Genomic DNA, 21,621 nt, shown 5'->3' with positions numbered 1-21,621 from the left:
CCCCGACGCCCCAGGCCCCACCGCGCTAGGCGGTGCTCTCCCCGGGGCGGGCCTTGCTCATCTTCACGGCCCTGGCCTGTGCCCAGCGCAGCAGCAGGACCGCGATCACCAACGCCATCAGGGCGGCCCTGCCGACCGGTCCGGCCGCCCCGGCGCGCAGCGCCGAGGAGAACAGCGGCGTCAGCACCGCCACGCCGACGGCGGGTCCGGCCGCGTACCAGGCGGCGAACAGCACCGGGCCCGTCCCGCCGCCCGCACCCTGCGCCGGGGAGAACATCAGGTCCTTGCGCAGCACCCCTCGGCAGGCGTTCACCAGCCCCGCCGCGACCAGCGCCGGCGCGGCGGCCGGGGCGAGCCAGGCCGCCGGACCGGTGCCCGCCGCCAGCAGCGCCCCGGTGCAGGCCAGCCCGAGCAGGACCGCGGCCAGCGTCGGGACGATCGCATGACGCAGCATCAGGCCGGCGAACGGGTACGGCGACCAGGAGGCCCGCCGGACGTCGTCCGTCTCGATCCGGGCCGGCTCCAGCAACTGCGCGACGGCCAGGTAGCCGAACACCAGCGCCACGGCGGTGGCCAGCCAGGACAGCCCGCCGGTGGCACCGTGCGCGAGGACGGCGCAGAGCGCCGCGGGCACCGTCAGCACCACCGCGCGGCCGAGCCGGGCCGGGGAGCGGAGCAGCGCGAGGGTGTCCCGCCACGGCACCACCAGCCAGGCCCGCCGGGGCGCCGGCAGCCGGACCCGGCGTTGCCGGGAGCTGCCGTTGGCGCTGTTCACCGCCAGCCGCGCGCTGCGCAGTTCGACCGTCCGGAGCGCGGCAAGCACCCCGGCGGCCGTCCTGGCCCGCTCCCGGAGCCGGGCCAGCGGCACCGTGGCGGCGGCCCGGTCGGCGAGCACCAGGGCGGCGGCGGTCGACACCAGCAGCAGTCCGGCGGCCACCCAACCGCCCGCCACGGCGGCCGGGGTCGGCGCCAGGGCTGCGATCGCGGCCCAGCCCCACGGGCCCGACCACAGCTCGACCGACTCCAGCCACCGCACGGGGTGACCGGCGACGGCCAGCCCGCTCTGCACCGCGAGCGCGACGATCAGCAGGGTCAGGTACGGGGTCAGCCGGCGCACCCAGCGGGCGGCGCGGTCGCTGCGCTCCACCAGCAGCGCGGCGCAGGTGGCCAGCAGCGGCACCCCGAGCCCGCCGAGCAGGCACCAGCCGAGCGCGGCCGGCAGGCCGACCCGGACGGTCAGCCCGAGCGCGACCATGCCGCCGACCGCCGCCACCAGGCCGGGGAACGCGGCCACCGCGCAGGACAGCCAGAACCACGGCCGGAGCACCGGGCGCGGCCGGACCGGGTGGATCAGCAGCCAGTCGGCCGCCGCCCGGGGCGGCACCACCGGGCCGCGCCACAGGCCGTCCCGGACCAGCAGCAGGAAGGTGGCCAGCCCGATCGCGGTGATGCCGGCGGGCATCGCGGCGAGCAGGTCGCCGCCGTGGCCGGTGTAGTCGGCGCCCATCGACGCCTGCAGGAACAGGCCGAGGCTGGGCACGCCGCCCCAGATGATCAGGATCAGCACCACGCAGTAGACCGCGAAGCCCACGGACTTGGCGCGGCTGCGCCGGTGCGGGGCGCGCAGGGCACGCAGCAGGGCGAGGGTCTCGTCGGTCCAGTCGTCGTCGTCCGTCCAGGGCTCGACAGCGGACTCGGAATCGACGGCGGAGTCGGCCTCGGCCGCCGGGTGGGCGGTGGTCACCGGGCACCCGCCGAGCCTGCGGCGGTGCGGGCGGCGAACTCCGCCGCCAGGACCTTGCGGGTCGCACCCTGCTTGAGGATCTTGCCGTCCTCCAGCACCACCACCCGGTCGGCCACGTCCAGCGCGAGGTCGGTGTGGTGGGTGACCAGCAACACCGCGACGCCGTCCGCCAGTTCGCCCTTGAGCAGCTCGGCCAGGTGCCGCCGGGCGTCCGGGTCGAGCCGCTGCTCGGGCTCGTCCAGCAGCAGCAGGTCGCGCGGGCGCACCAGCGCGCAGGCCAGCAGCAGGGCCTGCATCTGCCCGGAGGAGAGCGCCGAGGGGAGTGCGTCGGCGCGTTCGGTGAGCATCCGGTCGGTGAGCACCTGGGCGACCCAGTCGGGCGCGTCGGCGACGCCGTGCGCGACGGCGACCAGCAGCAGGTGCTCACGGACGGTCAGATCCGGGTAGCAGGCGACGGTGTCGCCGACCACCGCCACCCGGGCCCGGACCCGGGGGTCGTTCTCGTCCATCGGGATGCCGTCGAAGCGCACCGTGCCCTTGCTGGGTGCGTCGCGGCCGGCCGCGACCCGGAGCAGGGTCGACTTGCCCGAGCCGTTGTGCCCGAGCAGCGCGACGCACTCGCCGGCGGCCAGCGACAGGCTCACGGGGTGCAGCACCTCCCGCTCACCGTACGAGCGGCTGACGCCGGTCAGTTGCAGCAGGGCCTTGCGGGCTGCGGCGCGTGGTTCGGCGGCGTTCTTGACCATGGGGGAGGGCGCCTCTCAACGGGTTGTCCGCCCACAGTACCGACCGGCCGCCGGCCGGCCCGACGAGGGCCGCACCGACCCGGATCCGGCGGGACGCCGCGTGTTCCGCCGGTGACGCCCCGGATCCGGCTGTGAGATGGGCCACACCCGCCCGTCGCCCCCTGCGCCAACTGCCGCCGACCGCAGCCGAATCCACGGACCACCGGTGCGGCCGGAGCCGGAAACGATCTGGCTGCGCGCGGCGGATCGGGCCTAGCCTGCCCGCCATGTCCCAGAACACGAACACCCCGGGTGTCCCCGGGCAGCCGGCCGCCCCGGCCGGCGACCCCGCCAAGGTGCAGCGCCAGGTGCAGCAGCAGGCGGGCGTCGGACCGGTCTCCGGTGGCGGCGGCACCCTCTTCTCCGAGCCGGTCCTGGTGGTGAACCAGAAGGCCAAGCTGATCGAGCTGACCAACGAGTACGCGGTCTTCGACCAGCAGGGCGCCACCCTCGGCTCGGTGGTCCAGGTCGGTCAGAGTGCGCTGCGCAAGGCGCTGCGCCTGGTCCTCTCGATCGACCAGTACCTGACCCACAAGCTGGAGATCCGCGACCCGCAGGGTGCCCCGGTGCTGCTGCTGACCCGCCCGGCGAAGCTGATCAAGTCGCGGGTGATCGTTCAGCGTCCGGACGGCCAGGAGGTCGGCCAGATCGTCCAGCAGAACGCCATCGGCAAGATCAACTTCGCGCTCGTGGTCGGCGGCCGGAAGATCGGCGCCGTCAAGGCGGAGAACTGGCGGGCCTGGAACTTCTCCATCGTCGACGAGACGGACACCGAGATCGCCCGGATCACCAAGACCTGGGAGGGCCTGGCGAAGACGATGTTCACCACGGCCGACAACTACGTGCTCCAGATCCACCGGCCGCTCGCCGACCCGCTGCTCAGCCTGGTCGTGGCGACCGCGCTGACCGTGGACACCGCCCTGAAGCAGGACGCCCGCGGCTTCGGCTAGCCACACCGCGCGCCGGTCCGGGCCCCGTCCTCCGCACGTCGGAGGACGGGGCTCCCGCGCACCTCGAACCGTCTCCCGAAAATGCATCCGATCTTGTCGTTCCGGTCTGGCATGATCTCGCTCCGTGCCCACAACGACCCCCACCCGGTGCCCCGACTGCTCCACCGTTCTGGAGTCCGACGACCGGTTCCCGACCTGGTGCCACGCCTGCGAGTGGAACCTGGTGCCCGCCGGGCCGGCCCCGGCGCCGAACCCGAAGCGCCGCCGCCGGGCGGCCCGCGCGCAGGCCAGGGACGAGCGGCGCAAGCAGCTGGTGCGCTACCGGGTGGAGCAGCTGTACCAGTCGCTGGAGCGTGGCGACAGCGCCGTGCAGGACCGGAGCTGGATCGCCGCCGCCGCACTGGCGGGCCTGGTCCACCTGGTGACCCTGACCGTGCTGCTCGGTTCGCTGTGGCTCGTCGTGCTGTCGAGCACCCTGCCGCTCCGCGTACTGGGCGGGTTCGGCCTGCTGCTCGCCCTGCTGGTGCGGCCCCGCCTCGGCCGGATCAGGCCCGACCACACCTTCCTGACCCGCACTCAGGCGCCCGCGCTCTACGCGCTCGCCGACCGGGTGGCGGCCGCCGTGGGCGCCCGGCCGGTCGACTTCATCCAGGTCACCGACGAGTTCAACGCCTCCTTCGGCCGGCACGGGCTGCGCCGCCGCAGTGTGCTGAGCATCGGTCTGCCGTTCTGGGCGGTACTGACCGCGCCGCAGCGCGTCGCCCTGCTCGGGCACGAGTTCGGGCACGACGTCAACGGCGACCACCGCCGCGGCCTGTGGTTGCACTCCGCGCTGACGGCGCTGCAGGAGTGGCACCTGCTGGCCCGCGAGGGCGGCAGTCGTTCCGGCGACTCGCTGGTCGACCTGGCGCAGGCCCTGCTGGTGCTGCCGCGGCAGCTGCTGCTCACCCTGACGGAGCGTCTGCTGTCCCTGCTCGACCGGCTCAGCGTCCGCTCCGGCCAGGGTGCCGAGTACCTCGCCGACCAGCTGGCCGCCACCGTGGCCTCGCCGGCCGCGGCCCGCAACATGCTCGGCACGCTCCTGCTCGGCCCGAGCGTGGAGAGCGCCGTCGTCCGGGCCCGCAGCCGGTCACAGCGCGGTCCCGGGGGCCCCGCCACGGCGGACCTCTGGACCGAGCTGTCCACCCTCACCGACAGCCTCACCCCACGCGAGCGGGAGCGCCGGCTGCGGCTCTCCGCCCGGGAGTTCGGCGCGGTGGACGTCACCCACCCGCCGACCCACCTGAGGATCCAGCTGCTGCTGGCCCGTCCGGTGGAACCGTCCCCGGTGCCGTTCGACCAGGCCGACCAGGACCGGGTGGAGGCCGAACTCGCCCCCGCCCGGGACCGGGTGGGCCGGGACCTGCTGACCGGCTGACCCGGTCCCGGCGGAGCGGCGGCCGCAACCGGAACAGCGTCGGACGCGGCGGATAATGGCAGGGCAGCGGGCCGGCCGGGCCGGCGGTACCGAGCGGGTGGAAGGCGGAGAGCGGATGGGCGGGCTGACGGAGGGTCGGCGGGTACGGCTGGCGGTGGACCTCGGGATCGGCGAGGCGGTCTCCGGATCGGCCGTGGTCGGCTTCCTCGCCCTGGGCGCCGGGGTCGAGGGCACCGTGGAGCGGGTCGACGGCGAACTCCCGGAGCGCGAGGCGGTCCGCGAGTACCGGCGGCTCAAGGCGCTGTTCGAGGACTACGGCCACACCATGCCGACGGAGAGCCGCAGGCGCCTGGAGGGCGGGATCGCCGCCCTGGAGCCGGAGTGGGCGGCCTTCCGGGAGCAGGGGAACCGGGTGACGGTGCGGGTCCGCTTCGACAACGGCTTCGTCCTGGACGGGGCGCACGAGGACGTGCTCGTCCCGCTGTGACCCCGGACGCGGCCCCCGGGCCGCGTACTGATCGACTGACCGGACCCGGCCGCCGACGCGGCGGGCACCATTCGAACCGGAGGATGTCTTCCATGGTTGACCGGCCCCTGACCCTGATGGCGGTCCACGCCCACCCCGACGACGAGGCCACCGGGACGGGCGGCGTCCTGGCCCGCTACGCCGCGGAGGGCATCCGCACCGTGCTCGTCACGTGTACCGACGGCGGGTGCGGTGACGGACCGGGCGGCGTGAAGCCGGGGGAACCCGGGCACGACCCGGCGGCCGTCGCGGCGATGCGCCGCCGGGAACTCGAGGCCAGCTGCGAGGTGCTGAACATCGGTCACCTGGAGCTGCTGGACTACGCCGACTCCGGGATGATGGGCTGGGCCGCCAACGACGCGCCCGGTTCCTTCTGGCGGACACCGGTGGCGGAGGGTGCCGCCCGCCTGGCCGAGCTGCTGCGGCAGTACCGGCCCGACGTGGTGGTGACGTACGACGAGAACGGCTTCTACGGCCACCCCGACCACATCCAGGCGAACCGCATCACCACGGCGGCGCTGGAGCTGACCGACCTCACCCCGAAGGTGTACTGGACCACGATGCCGCACTCGACGATGCGGCGGTTCGGCGAGGTCATGCGCGAGCTCGGGGACACCGGCGGGCAGCCGGAGTCGGAGGAGGACTTCGAGTTCCCCGAGATCGGGCTCCCCGACGAGGAGATCCGCACCTGGGTGGACACCGCGGCGTTCAGCGCCCAGAAGTTCGACTCGCTGGCCGCGCACGCCAGCCAGGGCGAGAACATCTTCTTCCTGAAGATGGGCCTGGAGCGGTTCACCGAGCTGATGGGTGTGGAGACCTTCGTCCGGGTCCGGGACACCACCGGCGCGGCGCTGCCCGAGGACGACCTGTTCGCCGGTCTGCGCTGATCCCCCGTCGACCGCCCGGCCCCGCCCGGGCCGGGCGGTCGTCCCCCAACGCCTGCGGCCGGTACCGCTGTTGTAGCGTCTGACCGTGATCGACTCCCCGCCGGTGCGCCTGGCCACCTTCAACGTCCTGCACGGACGGCAGGCCGGTGCCGACGGCCGGCCGTCGACCGCCCCCGGCACCGCCACCGTGGGCCCGCTCGTCGACGCCGTCGCGGCCCTGGACGCGGACGTGGTGGCACTTCAGGAGCTCGACCGCTTCCAGGACCGGTCCGGCTCCGTCGACCAGGCCCGGGCGATCGCCGAGGCGACCGGCGCCACCGACTGGCGGTACGTCTCGGCCCTGCACGCCCGGTCGCGGCCGGGCCGGGTCTGGGAGCCCGACCGGTCCGAACCGGGGATGCGGGTGTACGGCCCGCCGGGTACCGGGCACAACGGCACGGCCCCCTCCCACGGCGTGGCGCTGCTGACCTCACTGCCGGTCCTGCACTGGCGGGCCCGCCGGTTCACCGCGCCTCCCGTCGCCCTGCCGCTGCCGGTGGCCGGGCGGGCCGGTCTCACGGTGATCCGCGACCGGCCGCGCGCGGCCCTGGCCGCCGTGCTCCAGGGACGGCGCGGCCCGTTCACGGCGGTGGCGCTGCACCTGTCGTACGTCCCGGGGTGGAACGTCCGTCAACTTCTCGCCGTACCCGGCTGGATCGCCGACCTGCCCCGCCCGCACGTCCTGCTGGGCGACTTCAACCTCGGCGGCGCGATCCCCACCGCCACCCTCGACGCGGCCGGCCTGCTCCCCCGGTCGCGGTCCGCGACGCCCCGGGCGGGCTGGCGTTCGGCCGGCCGGGTCCGGACCTTTCCGGCGCACCGGCCCCTGGTGCAGCTCGACCACGTCCTCGTGGCCGGCCTCGATGTGTTCCGGCCCGATCCGGTGCGGGCACCCGCAATGCCGATCTCGGACCACCGGCCCTTGGTGGTCGAGCTGCCGCTTTAGCCTCGGCCTTTCACGGCGGGCACTGTCCGACGGGTGATCAGAAAAGAGAAAAGTGCTTCTGACCTGCAACGATGGGACTTGTCTAGGGTCCAGTCAGCTGCGTGGAAAGAAGCACTTCTCAGGTGAACAGTATCGGGTCGTATCCGCGTGTTCGCGTCGAGGGCAACGGTCGTGGGGTGGTCTCGCAGTCCGGTGCCGTGCTGCTGGTCGAGACGGCCCGCAAGGTGGGGCTGGATGCGGCGATATCGACGGCGCTGGTGCCGTGGCGCAAGGCGCGTGTGGTCCATGATCCCGGCAAGGTCCTGCTGGATGTCGCGCTCGCGGTGGCCCTTGGCGGGGACTGCCTGGCTGATGTCGCGATGCTGCGGGCCGAGCCCGCCGTGTTCGGCCCGGTGGCCTCCGACCCGACCGTCTCCCGTCTGGTCGACACCCTCGCCGCGGCCGGGCCCCGCGCACTCGCGGCGATCCGGCGGGCGCGGGCCGAAGTCCGCGAGCGGGCCTGGCGGTTGGCCGGCGAGGCGGCCCCGGACGCGGGCGGCGAGGTGGTCGTGGACATCGACGGAGTGCTGGTCCTCGCGCACTCCGAAAAGCAGGACGCGGCCAAGACCTGGAAGAAGACGTTCGGGCACCACCCACTGTTCGCGTTCGTCGACCACGGCCCAGGCGGGTCTGGAGAGCCGGTCGCCGGGCTGCTGCGGCCGGGGAACGCCGGCAGCAACACGGCCGCAGACCACATCGAAGCGGCCCGGACGGCACTGGCCCAGCTACCGAAGAAGTACCGGCGCGGACGCCGAACCCTGATCCGCACCGACTCCGCCGGCGGCACCCACGACTTCCTGAACTGGCTCACCACACGCGGCCGGTGGCTGTCCTACTCGGTGGGGATGACCATCACCGGCGGCATCCACCAGGCCGTGCTGAAGATCCCGGCCTCTGCCTGGACCCCCGCAGTCGAACCCGGCGGAGAGATCCGCGACGGCGCCTGGGTTGCCGAGCTCGCCGGCGATGTCCTCAAAGGCTGGCCGAAGGGGATGCGGCTGATCGTCCGCAAGGAACGGCCGCACCCCGGCGCGCAGTTGCGCTTCACCGACGCCGACGGCATGCGGCTGACCTGCTTCGCCACCAACACCACCCACGCCCCGATAGCCCGGCTGGAGCTGCGGCACCGCCAGCGGGCCCGCGCTGAGGACCGCATCCGCGCCGCCCGCGACACCGGACTGCGCAACCTGCCCCTCCACCGGTTCGCGCAGAACCAGGTCTGGCTGGAGATCGTCCAGCTCGCACTCGACCTGCTCGCCTGGATGCCCATGCTCGCCCTGACCGGCACCGCCCGCCGCTGGGAACCCAAACGCCTACGGCTGCGGCTGTTCTCCGCCGCCGCCCAGCTCGTCACCACCGGCCGCTGCCGCTACCTCCGCCTGGCCCGCCACTGGCCCTGGACCGACACGATCACCAGCGCGTTCGCACGCCTACACGCCCTGCCAGACCCCGGCTGACCAGCGATAACGCCCCACCCCGACGAGCACTCGACCACTTCCGGAGCTGTGGAACCCGGCGCCCACCCGACGCGACAGCCGGGCCCTCGGCATTTCTACAGGCAGAAAACCCAGCCCGGACAAGCAGAAACGACCCGCCAGCCAAACTGACGAGCCGTCATGCAAGATCGAGGTTAGTCCGGTCGGCCCACTCACCGCGATCCGGTCAGATGGGCGAACAGGATGACATTTCCGGTGTATTCACGTTCCGCGCGGTTGAAGCGCCCGCCGCACGTGATGATGCGCAGTTCGGCGGCCGATGTCGGACCGCGGACCAGGGAATTCGGAAATTCCTGCCGGGAAAACGTGCGGACGTCGTCCACGGTGAATACGGCCGTACCACCGTCGAGCCGGGTGATTTCGACGACGGCGCCGGCCGGGACGCTGGCCAGCGACCAGAAGACGGCGGGCCCGTGCAGCGTGTCCACGTGTCCCGCCAGCACGGCGGCGCCCGGCGCGCCCGGGGTCGGGGAGTCGCGCAGCCAGCCCACCGTGCCGGGCAGCGAGTACGGCGGCAGCTCCGGCCTGCCCCGGTCGTCGGTACCGAGCGCCAGCAGCGGCGCATCGACGCCGATCGCGGGGATGGCGAGGCGCAGCGGGGTGGACGGGGCCAGCGGGGCGAGCCCGCCGGGCGGGGGCGACGCGCCCTGAGGGTCCGTCACCTGCGCGGCGGGCCGCACCGCAGCGGCCACCGGGGCGCCGGAGACCTGCGCCTCCGGCCCCGGATCGTCCTCGCCGGCGGCTCCGGCCAGGGCGACCAGGAGCACCACCCCGGACAGTGCCGCCATCGCCCGCCGACCACGGCGCGGCCCCCGTTCAGGCACCGGGCACAGCTCGGCCACCGCCTGCGGCCCGGCCCCGCCGGTGCCGCAGCAGCCGCAGCGCGGCGGCGCCGACGGCCCCACCGGTCAGCGCGATCGCCCCGTACCCGGCCAGGGTCGGGGGACCACCGACCGGCCGGGAGCCACCGCCACCGCCGGTGGCGGGCGCCGCCGGGGCCACCACGGTGACGGTCCCGGCCGTCACCGGACGGCCCTGGCAGGTCGCGGTCACCGGGTACGTCCCCGGGGGCAGGTCGGCGGGCAGCACGAGCTGGCCCCCGGGACTGCCGGGCGGCAGCTGCACCGGCGCGGGCACCGCCGGGGACGACAGCGTCACACCGCCGTCGGGGCAGGGTGTCCCGATGTTGACCAGCACCGTCCCGCCCGGGTGCGTGGTGGGCGGGTCCACCGTCATGGGCACCGGCGCGGGCGGTACCGCCGCGGCGGGGACCGGCCCGGCCGCCCCAGGGCCGCCGGGATCGGCCGGATCGGCCGGATCCGGTTCGGCCGACTTGGCCTTCGGCGGCTCACCGCACCGGGTGGGGTGGGTGGCACACCACCCGGGCGGCATCCCGTCCCGGGGCACCGCGAAAGCCGACCCACCCGTACCCAGGAATGCCGCGGTCACCGCGGCACCCGCCAGTCCCATAGCGAACTTGGCCATCTCCGAGCCCCTTTCACAACCGAAGCCGAGTCCGACCCGGGGTCGGACTCGGCTCGCGTATCGGACATTTACGCAATGGTTGTGAAATTACCGCCCCCGCCAAACCCCGGCTCCCTCGGCTGCCGATGACCGACACCCGGCTGGAGTGACCGTTCAACCCGCTCGGCTCAATCCGTCCGCGCGACAGAACTCCATCATCTGATTCGTTCACGAATCATTGACCAGCGGGCCCACTCTGACCTCCTGGGCGAAGCAGTGGGGGGTTACCTCACTGCGAACCAGGCCACCACCAGGGTGCCGAGTGTCGCGAGCGCGGAGAGGGCGGCCCAGACGACGGTCGTACGGTGCCCGATCGGGACGGGCGGGTTCGCGGGCGGGTGCTCGCCGACACCGGCGGCGGCTCCCCGGTCCGCAGTGACGATGTTGATCGTGGCATGGGCCCCGGCGGTGACGTTGAGGGCCTGGCGTGCGGCGAGGTCGATCAGCTCGGGGGTGGGGCACTGCTCTTCTTCGGGCATGACTGCTCCCGGACGACGGGTCAGGACGTGCGGTGCAGGTACAGGATCGCGCGGAGCCGGCGGGCCTGGTGGCGGCGTTCGGCGGTGCGAGCCGATCGGGCGGCGAGCGAGATGGCGGCCGGCGCGGCCGCGTACCCGAGGCCGAGGACGGTCATCGCGAGGATGCCGGGCTCAAGGATGAACATGGTGGTGGTCCCGGTGGTCGGAGGTGGTGCCCGGCGGACGGTCGGTGCCGGGCACCACCGGGAAGGGCCTCAGCAGTGGCCGACGAGGTCGGCGAGCTGGGGGGCGATCCGGCGGTCGGGCCGCTCGGCGATCTCGTCGAACCAGCCGGAGTCCCCGCAGACCACCAGGTTGTTGACCATCTCGGCGATCACCACGGGCGAGCACTCACTCCCACCGTGCTGCTGCTCCGTCACGGCGGGCACGGCCCGGTGGTAGCCCGGCACCGCAGGCAGGCTCGGCGGCAGGGCGTCGCCGATGCCGTCGGTGGTGCCGCACGCTTCGACGAACCACCACGCGGCGTCGGACATCTCACCGCGCTGGAGGTGGTGCAGGTGCATCGCGAAGGCGGCGTTGCGGTCCCCCGCCCCGGCCGCGATCTTCCACCAGAAGCTGGCGCTGACGGGGTGTCCGGCCAGGTGGAGCAGGTAGCCGAAGAGCAGTGCCCCGCTGATCTCGGTGTCGAGGTCGTCGTCGCTGAAGATGGTGTTCTCGGCCTGCACCTCGTACGGGTCGTCCTGGTCGCGACTGGCGAACCGGGACAGCAGGTTCAACGCCTTGGGCCTGGCGATCGCCTGTCGGGCCATCTGGTTCAGGCTCTTCCGGGCGCGGTTGTACTCGTGCCACCAGGCGGGCCGCTCGTAGCTGCCGGCCTGGTGCCGGGCGACGTTGGCGGAGATCCGGCGCAGTGCGTCGCCGATCCGGTCGCCACCGGGGACCGGAGCCGGCTCGGGCAGCTGGGTGAGGTTGAGGAACTCGCCGACGATCTGGTCGCGTTCGGCCGGGCGGGTGCGGTGACCCGTGTCGAGGAAGCCGGTCTCCAGCAGGTGCTCGACGTCCCGGTCGTGGTCGGCGAGACGGTTGTCGGCGGGTCCGCCGCTGTTCGGGTCGATGGTCACCGGCGGGCTCCTCTGCTGGGGCTCTCGGGCTGGGTGGGCTTGAGCAGCTTGCGGCGCTGCAGGACGGTCCTGAGGTGCGTCATGGCCTTGTCGTAACTGCGGTCGACGGTGGCGGGATGGACGGCCAGGACGCTGGCGGCGAACAGGGTGGTGCGGCCCATCAGACGCTTGAGCACGACGGTGTCGAACTCCCGCTGGGTCAGCCGGCCGAGCGCCTGGTAGAGACCGACGTCGCTGTCCTCGGCGTCGGGGTCGTACAGGAGTTGTCGCATCTGGTCGAGAATCTGCCGGGCCCGACCGAGCCGGTCACGGACGTCCGTCTCGATGCCCCGGCAGATGACCCGCACCCGCACCGCCGAGGTCAGCATCGACCAGCAGTGGTCCTCGAGGTTGGGCGAGCGGAGGATCCTGGGCCAGTCGATCGCTATCTGCGAGAACACCTCGACGGCGACCTCGGTCGCGGTGTGCCGGTCCGCCAGCATCTCGATGGCGAAGCCCACGAAGACGTCGTAGTTGGTCAGCACGTAGGCTTCGAAGTCGACGGGCAGGTTGTCCACCGGGTTCTCCACCCGGGCACCCCACACGGTGACCTCGGGCTCGGGGTCGGGCGCGCGGAAGGGACCAACCGGGGTCGGGTCGTCGGTCACTTAGGCCTCCCAGCCCGGGTACCCGCTGCGGGTCCTGCCCGCACCACCCGACCGGACCCGCAGCTCGTTCGTTCTGCGGTGCCGCTTCCATCGCTGCGGACCGGGCTTGACCGAGTAGGTGTTCATAACGTCCTGATTCGTCGAGGGTTGACGTGCGATCGGTTCGTTCCGGCCTTGTTTCGGCCTGGTTCCAGCAAACCAAGCGACCGTGTCTGTTCACGCACGCCGAAACCACCGATTTCGCCGATCAGCCAACGATCATGACGGGCCGTCAGGTAACCGGCCCGTCAGATCTCCTCGCGCACTGGGGTCTGCGCAGCTCATGGGAGTGCCCGGCGACGGTCACGCAGACCGCTCGCCCGGCCACCTCGGACGCCGGAGGTGACGGGAGTCACACTCCCCGGGCCGGGCGGCGGTGTGCGCACGACGGCGGGCCCGCTCAGGGACCGGTGATCACCTGCTCGGAGCACGGCTCCGGTCCGCCGCCCGGCCGATGAGGTTGCCGACCACCACGTAGACGACGGCCGGGATGCCGTAGTCGAGCAGCACCTGGAGGGTGTGCCCGGAGACCGTGAACAGCCCGCGCGACCAGCCGGCCAGCCAGTCGGCGGCCGAGTGGAACCAACTGACCACGGTGTTCCCCTGGTTGGCGTCGAGCAGGTCCATCAGGATCCAGATGACCAGGATGCCTGCGACGATGTGGGCGACTGCTCTGATGATCGAATGGATGCCTCTCATGGCCCCCGTCTGCCCGCATCGGCGCCGACGAACCAGCAACGGCACGGTCAACTCGCCTGACCCACCCGGGCGTTGTCGTCCCACGGACGCAACGCGGAGCCTGCCGCGCACGGTCCGCCGAAAGTAGGGCAGGCTGCTGGGGAGCGAACGCTACGAGTGGAGGTGGCCGGGTGACCGGCAGCGAGGTGTTCTGGTGGGTGGCGGGCGGAACGGTGGTCGCGGTCACCCTGGCGACGGCGGTCGTGCTGGTGGTCAAGCTGGTCCGGGCCAAGAAGGCGCTGGGGGCGACCGGCATCCCGATGTCGAAGAAGGTCCTGTTCTGGGCGGCCGTCGTCTACCTGGTCAGCCCGGTGGACCTGTTGCCCGACCCGATCCTGCTGGACGACATCGGCTTCCTGCTGTTCGCCCTGCGCTCCCTCACCCAGGCCGGCGCGGCGGGCGCCGACGGCACCGGGGCGGCCGCCGTCCCGCCGTCGAAGCGGCCGCCCGAGACCTTGGCGTAGCGGCGCTCAGCCCAGCAGCGCGGCCGCCTCCCGGCGTACGTCGGCCAGCCAGGCCGCCCGTTCGGCGGCGGTCGAGTCGCCGACGGTCCGCAGGACCACCCGGCGCACCTCGCCGACCCCGACGTACGGCAGCACGCAGGCCGCCCAGATCCGCTCCAGCGGGTCGCCGAACTCGTCCCGCTCCCGCTCGGCGGGCGTGTCCGAGGTGTTGAGCACGAGGGCCCGGCCGGCCTTCAGGAGTCCGGCGGGCTCCCCCTCCGCCGTGCCGAGCTTGTAGGCGACGCCGGGGGCGAGCACCCGTTGCACCCAGCCGGTGAGGACGGCCGGCGGCATGCCCCACCAGTTCGGGTGGACGAAGACCAGGGCGTCCAGCGTGCCCACCTCCGCCCGGTGCAGCGCCACCTGCGGGTCCTGCGCGGCGTCCGCCGCCCCGACCGTCCCCGTCTCCTCGGCCGACAGCAGCGGTCCGAACCCCTCGCCGTACAGGTCGTGCGCCACCACCTCGGCTCCCCGCTGCCGCAGTTCCCCCACCACCGCGCCGTACACCGCGTGGTTGAAACTCCCCGGTCGCGGATGTGCGAGGTACACCCCGATGCGCATGTCTCTCCCCCGGTGGCTCGGACGTCGTCGACCACCGTACGGACCGGCCGCGTTCCCGCCCCACCCGGGGTCGGCCGCAGCACGTCCGCACCGGCCCGACGGACCGTCACCCCCCGCGCACGGCCCGGCCCAGCAGGAGGTCCCGCTCCCGGGTGTTCCGGGCCAGCGCGGCGGCCCGCTCGAACTCGGCCCGGGCCTCGGCGGGCCGGCCCAGCCGCTCCAGCAGGTCGCCGCGGACGCTGGGCAGCAGGTGGTAGTCCCGCAGCGCGGGCTCCGCCGCCAGCGCGTCCACCAGCTCCAGGGCCTGCGCCGGCCCCTGGGCGTAGGACAGCGCGACCGCCCGGTTCAACTCCACCACCGGGGACGGGTTCAGCCGGGCCAGCCGGGCGTACAGCCCGGCGATAGTCACCCAGTCGGTGTCCACCCAGTGCGGGGCGAGGGTGTGGCAGGCGGCGATCGCGGCCTGCAGGGTGTACGGACCGGCCTCCGGCCGCGCCACCCCGGCCCGGGTCAGGGCCGCCGCTCCACGGCGCATCAGCAGCCGGTCGAACCGGGCCCGGTTCTGCTCGGCCAGCAGCACCGGCTCGCCGTCCGGCCCGGTTCGCGCCGCGAGCCGCGCGGCCTGGAGCTCCACCAGCGCGGCCAGTCCGTGCACCTCGGGCTCCTCGGGCATCAGCCCGGCCAGCACCCTGGCCAGCCGCAGTGCGTCCTCGCACAGGGCCGGCCGCAGCAGGTCGTCACCGGCGGTGGCGGCATAACCCTCGTTGAAGATCAGGTAGATGACCTCCAGCACGGAGGCCAGCCGCCCGGCCCGGTCCGCGCCGACCGGGACCTCGAACGGCACCTTCGCGGCGGCGATGCTCCGCTTGGCCCGGACGATCCGCTGCGCCACCGTCGGCTCGGCGGCCAGGAAGGCCCGGGCGATCTCGGCGGTGGTCAGCCCGCCGACCAGACGCAGCGTCAGCGCGATCCGGGCCTCCGCCGACAGGACCGGATGGCAGGCGGTGAAGACCAGCCGCAGCAGGTCGTCGTCGATGTCGTCCGGCTCGGCCACCTCCGGCGGCGGCACGTCCTCCATGGTGCGGCCCACCTCGGCCAGCTTGCGCGCGTAGACCTCCCGTCGGCGGACCAGGTCGATCGCGCGGTTCTTCGCCGCCGCCGTCAGCCACGCCCCCGGCCGGTCCGGGACGCCCGTCCGCGGCCACTGCTCCAGCGCGGCGACCACCGCGTCCTGGGCGATCTCCTCGGCGATGCCGACGTCCCGCACGATCCGGGTCACGGCGGCGATGATCCGCGCCGACTCGATCCTGAACACCGTCTCGACCGCCGTCGCGTCCCACTCCGTCACGGTCACCCATCAGAGCAGCCCCCGCCGGGGTGGGGCAAAGCGGCGCGCGGGCCGCTCTGCCCCACCCCGGAACCGCACGGGTCAGGCCGAGGGCAGCTGCGGCGCCTCGTCGAACTGCCGGACCTCCGCGCCGACCTCCCAGCCCACCGGGTGGGTGGCCAGGAAGCGCCGGGTCCACTCCACGGCCTCCGCCATGTCCTTGCACTGGAGCATCGCGTACCCGCCGACGACCTCCCTGGCCTCGGTGAACGGGCCGTCGGTCAGACTCAGCGCACCACCGGCCCACTTCACCCGGACCCCCTCGGAGGTCGGCTTCAGCCCGTTGGTCTCCAGCATCACCCCCGCCTTGGTGATCTCCTCGAACAGCGCGCCCATCCGCTCCTCGAAGCCGGGATCGGCCTCGAAGGCCGCGGCCTTCTGCTCGTCGATACGGATCAGTGTCAGGTAACGCGGCACGGTGCACTCCTCAAGCCCGGAAGCGGGGCCGTTCCCCGCCTCTCATCCGTACGTCGAACGGGGACCGACCGAATCGACACTCCACCGGAAAGAAATTTCCCGCCACCCAGCGGGCGGCCTGCCCTGTGCCGGTCCGGAAGGGAAACTCCGCGTGCCCGCCCGGGCAGACCTGGCTGCCCCCGCGGTCCACCCCGATCGCTGACGGCCCGTCACCTCTCCCTCCGGCAGGACCGGTTCGAGAACCGGAGTGGACGCGAAGCAGGGACTTCACTACGGTCAGACGTCAACCAGCGATCCGGATCATCACTCGAACGGGTGAGGCCGGCCGGGCAGAAGGAGCACCTCCCTTGGCTTCCCACCGCCGCCCCAAGCAGCCGAGCCGGGCCCAGGTCTCCGTGCTGACCGCTGCCGCGGCGACCGTGGTCGCCCTCTCCGCGCAGTCGGGCGCCCAGGCGGCGCCGGCCAAGCCCGGCAAGGACGAGGTCAAGGTCCAGGTCGACGCCCTGTACGAGCAGGCCGAGGCGGCCACCGAGCGGTTCAACGGCGCCAAGGAGCGGACCGAGCAGCTGCGCAGGCAGGCCGACCAGCTCCAGGACCAGGTGGCCCGCAGCCAGGAGCAGATGACGACCCTGCAGAGCGGCCTGGCCGCCGAGGCCGCCCAGGAGTACCGGGACGGCGGGGTGGACCCGACCATCGCCCTGATGCTCTCCTCCGACCCGGAGAACTACCTGACCAAGGCCTCCAGCGTCGACCAGGTGAACCGGACCCAGGCCGAGACCCTGAAGTCGCTCCAGGACCAGCAGCGCCGCCTCGACCAGCAGAAGCAGGAGACGGCCGCCGTCCTGGCCGAGCTGGACCGCAACACCCAGACGCTGAACAGCACCAAGACCGAGGTGCAGCAGAAGCTCCAGGAGGCGCAGAAGCTGCTCAACCAGCTCAGCGTGGCGGACCGGACCGCGATCCTGCGCGGCTCCGACGGCGCCGCCTCCCGCAGCTCCTCCCGGGTCGACCCCGCCTCGCTCCCCCCGGCCGGCGGCTACGCCGCGGTCGCGGTGCAGACCGCGCTCGCCCAGCAGGGCGACCCGTACCTGTGGGGCGCCGGCGGCCCCGACAAGTTCGACTGCTCCGGCCTGATGGTCTACGCCTACGCGAAGGCCGGCGTCTCCCTGCCGCGTACCTCGCAGGCCCAGGCCGGGGTGGGCACCAGCGTCGGCACCGACTGGCACAACGCCCTGCCCGGCGACCTGGTGATCTACAAGTCCGACCGGAGCCACGTCGGCATGTACATCGGCAACGGCCTGGTGGTGCACGCCCCGCGGGCCGGCGACGTGGTCAAGGTGATGCAGGCCGACGCCATCAAGATCAACACCATCCGCCGGGTCTGAGAATCCCCCGACGCCCCGGTTTGGACACCCCCGACGGCCGCTCGGCGGCGCCGGTACCATCGGCGCTCCTGAACGGCACTAGCGAAGGCACGTCCATGATCCAGCGGTTCGGCAGCAGCAAGCGCATGAGTGAAGCCGTGGTGCACAACGGCACGGTGTACCTGGCCGGCCAGGTGGCCGACGACCTCACCCAGAACGTCGAGCTGCAGACCAAGACGGTACTGGCCGACATCGACCGCCTGCTGGCCGAGGCCGGCAGCGACAAGAGCCGGATCCTCCGCGCGGAGATCTTCCTCGCCGACATCTCCGACTTCGCCGACATGAACCTGGCCTGGGACGCCTGGGTGCCCGCCGACGCCGCCCCCGCCCGGGCCACCGTGCAGGCCGCGCTCTACCGCCCCGAGGTCCGGGTCGAGATCGTCGTCACCGCCGCGCTCTGAGCCACCCGCCCCGGGGCCGGCCACCGCCGGTCGACCCCGGGGCGAGCCCCGACCCGGGCGCGCCGTCCTGGTGGTGCCGACCGGGCGTCAGGTCTCAGCCGGTGCGCAGGTCGTGGACGCGGCGGATCTTGCCGACCGAGCGCTCGATGGTGTCCGGGTCGACCACGGTCACCTCCACCGAGACGCCGACACCGTCCTTGACGCCCCGGGCGATCTCGGCCGCCGCCGCGGTGCGCTGGTCGGGTGTGGCGCCGGGACGGGCCTCGACGACCACCGCCAGGTGGTCCAGCCGGCCCCGCCGGGTGATCCGGAGCTGGAAGTGCGGCGCGACGGCGGGCGTCCGGAGCACGATCTCCTCGACCTGGGTCGGGAAGATGTTGACGCCCCGGATGATGATCATGTCGTCGCAGCGTCCGGTGACCTTCTCCATCCGCCGGAAGGCCGGACGGGCGGTACCGGGCAGCAGCCGGGTCAGGTCACGGGTCCGGTACCGGATGACCGGCAGGGCCTGCTTGGTCAGCGAGGTGAACACCAACTCGCCGCTCTCGCCCTGCGCGAGCAGCTCGTCGGTGAGCGGGTCGACCACCTCGGGGTAGAAGTGGTCCTCCCAGATGTGCAGCCCGTCCTTGGTCTCCACGCACTCCTGCGCCACGCCGGGGCCGATCACCTCGGAGAGTCCGTAGATGTCCACCGCGTCGATGTCCAGGCGCCCCTCGATCTCCCGGCGCATCGCCTCCGTCCACGGCTCGGCCCCGAAGATGCCGATCCGGAGCGAGGTGCTGCGCGGGTCGACGCCCTGCCGCTCGAACTCGTCCAGCAGGGTCAGCAGGTAGGACGGCGTGATCATGATGATCTCGGGACGGAAGTCCTGGATGATCTGCACCTGGCGGGCCGTCATCCCGCCGGAGGCCGGGATCACCGTGCACCCGGCGCGCTCCGCGCCGTAGTGCACCCCGAGTCCGCCGGTGAACAGGCCGTAGCCGTAGGAGATGTGCACCTTGTGCCCGGGGCGGCCGCCCGCCGCGCGGATCGAGCGGGCCACCACGTCGGCCCACATGTCCAGGTCGTCCTGGGTGTAGCCGACCACCGTGGGCCGCCCGGTCGTCCCGCTCGACGCGTGGATCCGCCGCACCTCGGCCTGCGGCACGGCGAACATCCCGAACGGGTACGACGCGCGGAGGTCGGCCTTGGTGGTGAACGGGAACCGCCTCAGGTCGTCCAGCCTGCGGCAGTCCTCCGGCCGCACCCCGGCGGCGTCGAACTTGCGGCGGTACAGCTCGACGTTGTCGTACGCGTGCCGCAACGTCCAGCGCAGACCGGCCAGCTGACGCTCGCGCAGCTCGGCCGGGCTCAGCCGCTCCCCGGCGTCCAGCAGCTCGGCGGGCAGCGGCTCCCCCAGGCGGGGTGCAAGGGCCGGGGCGGTCGGCTCGACACTCATGGTCTCCATGCCTTTCTCCGTCCCGGCCACCGGATTCCGCCCGATGAACCGACCGGACATTCGGTTGGCCTGCTGCCTCGTCAACCAATCAAGCTTTCGAGCCGCCTGTCAAGGGATGACGCATGTTCACGCCCGGAACACCGGGCCTTGCCCCGAGGCCACTACAGTGGCCCACCGGGGTTGCCCAGCCCCACCCCGTGGCACCTCACCACCCCTTCCCCGCCAAGGAGTTGATGTGCGCAGCCCGCTCTCACCGACCCCCCGTCCGGCCCGGCGCCGGAAGTCCGCAGCCGTGTGCCTGCTCAGCGCCGCCGCCCTGGCCCTGGCGGTCCCCGGCGTCGCGCACGCCGGTGTCATCCAGTCCCTCCCGCAGAACGCCGACGGGCTGGAGCAGTCCTTCTCCCCCGCCTACGACTACGACCGGGACGGCTGCTACGCGACCGCCGCGATCAGCCCCGACGGCACCCTCAACCCCGGGCTGAAGCTCGGCGGGGACGTGAACGGGCACTGCCGCGACTACGCCCAGCTCGCGAACTCCAACACGTACTCGCGCGAGAAGTGCAACAACGGCTGGTGCGCCGTCGTGTACGCGAGCTACTTCGAGAAGGACCAGGCCACCCTCGGGCCGGCCGCCATCGGGCACCGTCACGACTGGGAACACGTGGTGGTGTGGATCAACGACAACCAGGTCCGGTACGTCTCGACCTCGCAGCACAGCGGCTGGAAGTGGTACCCGAGTTCGCAGGTGCGCTTCGACGGGACGCACCCGAAGGTCGTCTACCACAAGGACGGCGCCTCGACCCACTTCTTCCGGCTCGCGAACGGCAACGACGAGCCGCCGGAGAACACCACCGGCGGCTGGTTCCACCCGCGCCTGGTCGGCTGGGGCGGCTACCCGGCCGGCCTGCGCGACCGGCTCACCACCGCCGACTTCGGCTCGGCGACGATCAAGATCACCGACAGCACCTTCGACGACGCCCTCAACAACGCCAAGCCCGCCGGCCTCCCGTTCGACCCGTACGCCTGAGCCCGGCCGGGCCGCTGCCGTACCGCGCCACGGCAGCGGACCCGTCGGCGTTCCGGCCTCAACTCCCCAGCGGCCGGAACCCGGAGGTGACCCCGCCGAGCGACCAACCACCCCAGCCCGGTGCACACTTGAGCACCCCCTCCCGTACGACCAGCTGCTCAACGAGCACGCACGCCCGCCGTCCCCCGGACCCAGCGCAGCAGCAGGACGCTGACCAGCGCGGCCAGCGCGCACCAGGTGGAGGCGAAGGCGGTGCGCCAGAGGACCGCACAGACCAGCGCGCCCGCCGCCATCGCCCACCCGAGCCGGCGCAGCTCCGCGTCGGGGCCGGCCACCAGCGGGCCGAGGGTGGCCACCAGGTAGCCGGCCAGCAGCAGGGGTGCCAGCGGGAGGCCGACCGCGTAGCTGAGGGTGTGCCCGTGGGCCTCCGCCGTGACGGGGCCGGTCAGGATCGCCGCGGTGAGCGGCACCGCGGTGGCGACCCCGAGCACCAGGAACGGCAGCAGGCGCCGGGGCCGACCGGCGGCGCACCAGGCGCCGAACGGCACCAGCACCGCCAGCACCGGCATCGCGATCAACGCCCAGACGAACCGCGCGGCCTGAGCGACCGTCGGGTCGACCCGGCCCTCACCGCCGAGCCAGACCAGGGCCTCCACCAGCTGGTGCACGCCCAGCAGCAGCGGCAGTGCCGCGAGCGCCAGCTGCCGCCGGTGCCGCACCCCGCTCAGGCACGCCACCCCGAGGCCCGTGACGACGGCACCGGTGACCAGATCCGCCTCGGCGCTCCAGCACATCGGCTCCTCCCAGCGGCCATGATCGCTGGTCCACGGTAAGCCGACGCCCCGCCCCGGGCGGTCCGACCCGCCGACCGGGACCTCCCCCTCCTTCGCTGCCGCTCCCCGGCAACCATCTCGCCACTCGTCACCCGGCCGCACCACCGGCCCCAACTCTTCACCGGCAGAAGCGATCTGACCCGGCATCACCCTGCACAACCCACCGTCCGGCCACCCCCACCTCCCCTAGCCTGGTGGCCGGACACCCCGCGTCCGCCCGGCCGGCGACCCGGCCCCGGGATCGAACGCAACC

At 73.2% G+C, this 21,621-nt stretch carries 24 protein-coding genes; 10 read left to right on the top strand and 14 right to left on the bottom strand.

Annotated features, from left to right (window positions below):
- Positions 1 to 25: 25 nt before the first annotated feature.
- Positions 26 to 1,744 carry a hypothetical protein gene (locus tag OHV05_RS33645; protein ID WP_405021092.1) on the bottom strand — a complete coding sequence of 573 codons (1,719 nt, stop codon included), beginning with the start codon at positions 1,742 to 1,744 and terminating at the stop codon, positions 26 to 28.
- A complete protein-coding gene (locus OHV05_RS33640; RefSeq protein ID WP_403035384.1) occupies positions 1,741 to 2,490 on the bottom strand; it encodes an ABC transporter ATP-binding protein in 750 nt (249 codons plus the stop codon). Before OHV05_RS33640 ends, OHV05_RS33645 begins: the two co-directional genes overlap by 4 nt.
- Before the next feature lie 266 nt (positions 2,491 to 2,756).
- On the opposite strand from OHV05_RS33640, the gene OHV05_RS33635 reads away from it, so the two are divergent.
- The 6 genes from OHV05_RS33635 (at position 2,757) to OHV05_RS33610 (ending at position 8,790) form a co-directional block, all read left to right on the top strand.
- A complete protein-coding gene (locus tag OHV05_RS33635) occupies positions 2,757 to 3,479 on the top strand; it encodes an LURP-one-related/scramblase family protein (RefSeq protein ID WP_405021091.1) in 723 nt (240 codons plus the stop codon).
- Between the two features lie 124 nt (positions 3,480 to 3,603).
- Complete coding sequence (locus OHV05_RS33630) at positions 3,604 to 4,896, top strand: M48 family metallopeptidase (RefSeq protein ID WP_405021090.1); 1,293 nt, start codon at positions 3,604 to 3,606, stop codon at positions 4,894 to 4,896.
- 115 nt (positions 4,897 to 5,011) lie between these two features.
- Entirely contained in the window at positions 5,012 to 5,383 is a 372-nt protein-coding gene (locus tag OHV05_RS33625) for a hypothetical protein (RefSeq protein WP_405021089.1), read from the top strand.
- Positions 5,384 to 5,475: 92 nt separating this feature from the next.
- The gene (locus OHV05_RS33620; protein ID WP_403035389.1) at positions 5,476 to 6,309 is read left to right on the top strand and encodes a PIG-L family deacetylase; all 834 of its coding nucleotides are present in this window, start codon (positions 5,476 to 5,478) and stop codon (positions 6,307 to 6,309) included.
- A gap of 85 nt (positions 6,310 to 6,394) precedes the next feature.
- Entirely contained in the window at positions 6,395 to 7,294 is a 900-nt protein-coding gene (locus tag OHV05_RS33615) for an endonuclease/exonuclease/phosphatase family protein (protein ID WP_405021088.1), read from the top strand.
- Between the two features lie 122 nt (positions 7,295 to 7,416).
- On the top strand, positions 7,417 to 8,790 hold the full coding sequence (locus OHV05_RS33610) for an IS1380 family transposase (protein ID WP_405021087.1): 1,374 nt from the start codon (positions 7,417 to 7,419) through the stop codon (positions 8,788 to 8,790).
- Positions 8,791 to 8,981: 191 nt separating this feature from the next.
- Here OHV05_RS33610 and OHV05_RS33605 read toward each other — a convergent pair whose 3' ends face one another.
- From OHV05_RS33605 to OHV05_RS33575, 7 genes are all read right to left on the bottom strand, one after another.
- Entirely contained in the window at positions 8,982 to 9,617 is a 636-nt protein-coding gene (locus OHV05_RS33605) for a class F sortase (RefSeq protein WP_405021086.1), read from the bottom strand.
- A gap of 28 nt (positions 9,618 to 9,645) precedes the next feature.
- Entirely contained in the window at positions 9,646 to 10,314 is a 669-nt protein-coding gene (locus OHV05_RS33600; protein ID WP_405021085.1) for a hypothetical protein, read from the bottom strand.
- 263 nt (positions 10,315 to 10,577) lie between these two features.
- A complete protein-coding gene (locus tag OHV05_RS33595; protein ID WP_405021084.1) occupies positions 10,578 to 10,832 on the bottom strand; it encodes a hypothetical protein in 255 nt (84 codons plus the stop codon).
- Positions 10,833 to 10,852: 20 nt separating this feature from the next.
- A complete protein-coding gene (locus tag OHV05_RS33590) occupies positions 10,853 to 11,017 on the bottom strand; it encodes a hypothetical protein (RefSeq protein ID WP_405021083.1) in 165 nt (54 codons plus the stop codon).
- Between the two features lie 69 nt (positions 11,018 to 11,086).
- Complete coding sequence (locus OHV05_RS33585) at positions 11,087 to 11,953, bottom strand: hypothetical protein (protein ID WP_405021082.1); 867 nt, start codon at positions 11,951 to 11,953, stop codon at positions 11,087 to 11,089.
- Positions 11,950 to 12,600 carry a hypothetical protein gene (locus OHV05_RS33580; protein WP_405021081.1) on the bottom strand — a complete coding sequence of 217 codons (651 nt, stop codon included), beginning with the start codon at positions 12,598 to 12,600 and terminating at the stop codon, positions 11,950 to 11,952. The genes OHV05_RS33585 and OHV05_RS33580 overlap by 4 nt, the downstream gene beginning before the upstream one ends.
- A gap of 453 nt (positions 12,601 to 13,053) precedes the next feature.
- Entirely contained in the window at positions 13,054 to 13,338 is a 285-nt protein-coding gene (locus OHV05_RS33575) for a hypothetical protein (RefSeq protein ID WP_405021080.1), read from the bottom strand.
- 170 nt (positions 13,339 to 13,508) lie between these two features.
- Here OHV05_RS33575 and OHV05_RS33570 point away from each other — a divergent pair, with 170 nt between their 5' ends.
- Complete coding sequence (locus tag OHV05_RS33570) at positions 13,509 to 13,841, top strand: YkvA family protein (RefSeq protein ID WP_405021079.1); 333 nt, start codon at positions 13,509 to 13,511, stop codon at positions 13,839 to 13,841.
- A gap of 6 nt (positions 13,842 to 13,847) precedes the next feature.
- On the opposite strand, the gene OHV05_RS33565 is transcribed toward OHV05_RS33570, so the two are convergent.
- The 3 genes from OHV05_RS33565 to OHV05_RS33555 form a co-directional block, all read right to left on the bottom strand.
- A complete protein-coding gene (locus OHV05_RS33565) occupies positions 13,848 to 14,441 on the bottom strand; it encodes an NAD(P)H-dependent oxidoreductase (protein WP_405021078.1) in 594 nt (197 codons plus the stop codon).
- Positions 14,442 to 14,547: 106 nt separating this feature from the next.
- On the bottom strand, positions 14,548 to 15,795 hold the full coding sequence (locus tag OHV05_RS33560; protein ID WP_405021077.1) for an RNA polymerase sigma factor: 1,248 nt from the start codon (positions 15,793 to 15,795) through the stop codon (positions 14,548 to 14,550).
- A gap of 75 nt (positions 15,796 to 15,870) precedes the next feature.
- A complete protein-coding gene (locus OHV05_RS33555) occupies positions 15,871 to 16,245 on the bottom strand; it encodes a YciI family protein (RefSeq protein WP_405021076.1) in 375 nt (124 codons plus the stop codon).
- 347 nt (positions 16,246 to 16,592) lie between these two features.
- Between OHV05_RS33555 and OHV05_RS33550 the strand changes: the two genes are divergently transcribed.
- Both OHV05_RS33550 and OHV05_RS33545 read left to right on the top strand, forming a co-directional pair.
- Positions 16,593 to 17,630, top strand: coding sequence for an NlpC/P60 family protein (locus OHV05_RS33550; protein ID WP_405021075.1), 1,038 nt, complete (start codon positions 16,593 to 16,595; stop codon positions 17,628 to 17,630).
- Positions 17,631 to 17,725: 95 nt separating this feature from the next.
- Positions 17,726 to 18,070 carry a RidA family protein gene (locus tag OHV05_RS33545; RefSeq protein ID WP_405021074.1) on the top strand — a complete coding sequence of 115 codons (345 nt, stop codon included), beginning with the start codon at positions 17,726 to 17,728 and terminating at the stop codon, positions 18,068 to 18,070.
- Positions 18,071 to 18,164: 94 nt separating this feature from the next.
- Here the strand turns inward: OHV05_RS33545 and paaK are convergent, their stop codons facing one another.
- On the bottom strand, positions 18,165 to 19,508 hold the full coding sequence (gene paaK, locus OHV05_RS33540; RefSeq protein ID WP_405021597.1) for a phenylacetate--CoA ligase PaaK: 1,344 nt from the start codon (positions 19,506 to 19,508) through the stop codon (positions 18,165 to 18,167).
- Between the two features lie 235 nt (positions 19,509 to 19,743).
- Between paaK and OHV05_RS33535 the strand changes: the two genes are divergently transcribed.
- Positions 19,744 to 20,535, top strand: a complete 792-nt coding sequence (locus tag OHV05_RS33535; RefSeq protein ID WP_405021073.1) for an NPP1 family protein — start codon at positions 19,744 to 19,746, stop codon at positions 20,533 to 20,535.
- 158 nt (positions 20,536 to 20,693) lie between these two features.
- On the opposite strand, the gene OHV05_RS33530 is transcribed toward OHV05_RS33535, so the two are convergent.
- On the bottom strand, positions 20,694 to 21,329 hold the full coding sequence (locus tag OHV05_RS33530; RefSeq protein WP_405021072.1) for a DUF6629 family protein: 636 nt from the start codon (positions 21,327 to 21,329) through the stop codon (positions 20,694 to 20,696).
- Between the last annotated feature and the right edge of the window lie 292 nt (positions 21,330 to 21,621).

This window comes from Kitasatospora sp. NBC_00070, from assembly GCF_045041205.1.
Classification (GTDB): Bacteria; Actinomycetota; Actinomycetes; order Streptomycetales; family Streptomycetaceae; genus Kitasatospora.
The sequence above is the reverse complement of the archived record's forward strand: the minus strand, read 5'-3'. Positions and strand labels throughout refer to the sequence as shown.

Bases quoted from the DNA above. Each gene is read 5' to 3' on its own strand.
- OHV05_RS33635 (WP_405021091.1), top strand. From the start codon at position 2,757: ATGTCCCAGAACACGAACACCCCGGGTGTCCCCGGGCAGCCGGCCGCC.
- OHV05_RS33545 (WP_405021074.1), top strand. From the start codon at position 17,726: ATGATCCAGCGGTTCGGCAGCAGCAAGCGCATGAGTGAAGCCGTGGTG.
- OHV05_RS33530 (WP_405021072.1), bottom strand. From the start codon at position 21,329: ATGTGCTGGAGCGCCGAGGCGGATCTGGTCACCGGTGCCGTCGTCACG.
- OHV05_RS33625 (WP_405021089.1), top strand. From the start codon at position 5,012: ATGGGCGGGCTGACGGAGGGTCGGCGGGTACGGCTGGCGGTGGACCTC.
- OHV05_RS33590 (WP_405021083.1), bottom strand. From the start codon at position 11,017: ATGTTCATCCTTGAGCCCGGCATCCTCGCGATGACCGTCCTCGGCCTC.
- OHV05_RS33575 (WP_405021080.1), bottom strand. From the start codon at position 13,338: ATGAGAGGCATCCATTCGATCATCAGAGCAGTCGCCCACATCGTCGCA.
- OHV05_RS33640 (WP_403035384.1), bottom strand. From the start codon at position 2,490: ATGGTCAAGAACGCCGCCGAACCACGCGCCGCAGCCCGCAAGGCCCTG.
- OHV05_RS33565 (WP_405021078.1), bottom strand. From the start codon at position 14,441: ATGCGCATCGGGGTGTACCTCGCACATCCGCGACCGGGGAGTTTCAAC.
- OHV05_RS33620 (WP_403035389.1), top strand. From the start codon at position 5,476: ATGGTTGACCGGCCCCTGACCCTGATGGCGGTCCACGCCCACCCCGAC.
- OHV05_RS33605 (WP_405021086.1), bottom strand. From the start codon at position 9,617: ATGGCGGCACTGTCCGGGGTGGTGCTCCTGGTCGCCCTGGCCGGAGCC.
- OHV05_RS33600 (WP_405021085.1), bottom strand. From the start codon at position 10,314: ATGGCCAAGTTCGCTATGGGACTGGCGGGTGCCGCGGTGACCGCGGCA.
- OHV05_RS33595 (WP_405021084.1), bottom strand. From the start codon at position 10,832: ATGCCCGAAGAAGAGCAGTGCCCCACCCCCGAGCTGATCGACCTCGCC.
- paaK (WP_405021597.1), bottom strand. From the start codon at position 19,508: ATGAGTGTCGAGCCGACCGCCCCGGCCCTTGCACCCCGCCTGGGGGAG.